Raw genomic sequence first — 867 nt, 5'->3', positions numbered from 1 at the left:
TGTGTTCGTGCTGCTGGTGCTGGAGCACGCCGAGGTGCTCGACTGGCAGAACCTGTGTGTCGAGCGCTACCAGCTACTGCTGGATGAACAGCCCGAGGCCAACCGCCGGTTGTTCGAAGGCTTCCTCGACTATGCCGAGCAGCATCAGCGGGTGATTGCCCGGTTCGGGCGCTTCCCGCACCGCAACCTGATGCTGGAGCGGCCGAGCACCAGCGAAGAGATGGACTTTCTGCTGGAGCCCGGGTCCAGGTTCTGAAGCCTCCGGGGCCTGCCAAGCAGGCCATTGCGATCGGTACTTTGTCACGAGAAGGCCGCCCCTCACAGGGGCGGCTAATGAGATGGTCACCCCGACACCCTGCGAGGGCTACGCTTTCGCAGGGTGTTTTCATTCTGGAGGCCATCATCATGAGCGATTTGGCACTGGTCGGTATCGACCTCGGCAAACACACATTTCATCTGCACGGCCAAGATAAGCCCGGCCGGGAGCTGTTTCGCAAGAAGCTCTCACGACAGCAAATGATGCGGTTCTTCGCCAACCTGCCAGCGTGCACCGTGGTGATGGAAGCGTGCGCCGGCGCACATTTCGTCGCTCGTGAGCTGACCGCTCTGGGACATCAGGCCAAGCTGATCTCTCCTCAGTTCGTTAAGCCCTTTGTCAAAGGCAACAAAAACGACTTCGTCGATGCGCAAGCTATCTGCGAAGCCGCTTCGCGCCCTTCAATGCGTTTCGTTTCGCCCAAGTCCGAAGCCCAGCAGACTCTTTCTGTGTTGCATCGCCTACGCGAGTCGCTGATCCGCGATCGCACCAAGTCCGTCAATCAGATGCACGGGTTCTTGCTTGAGTTTGGCATCGGCTTGCCTCAGGGC

The 867-nt window shown here is 59.6% G+C and carries 2 protein-coding genes; both read left to right on the top strand.

Going from position 1 to position 867, the window contains the following annotated elements; translation table 11 throughout:
• Positions 1-256: DUF924 family protein (locus tag HP546_RS30725; protein WP_172233768.1), on the top strand; the 256-nt coding region annotated here is incomplete at its 5' end.
• A 149-nt stretch (positions 257-405) separates the two neighbouring features.
• Positions 406-867, top strand: a 462-nt coding sequence (locus HP546_RS30720; RefSeq protein ID WP_172233765.1) for an IS110 family transposase, incomplete at its 3' end; no start/stop codon positions are given.

It is taken from the genome of Pseudomonas sp. CM25, assembly GCF_013179705.1.
Taxonomy (GTDB): domain Bacteria; phylum Pseudomonadota; class Gammaproteobacteria; order Pseudomonadales; family Pseudomonadaceae; genus Aquipseudomonas.
The sequence above is the reverse complement of the archived record's forward strand: the minus strand, read 5'-3'. Positions and strand labels throughout refer to the sequence as shown.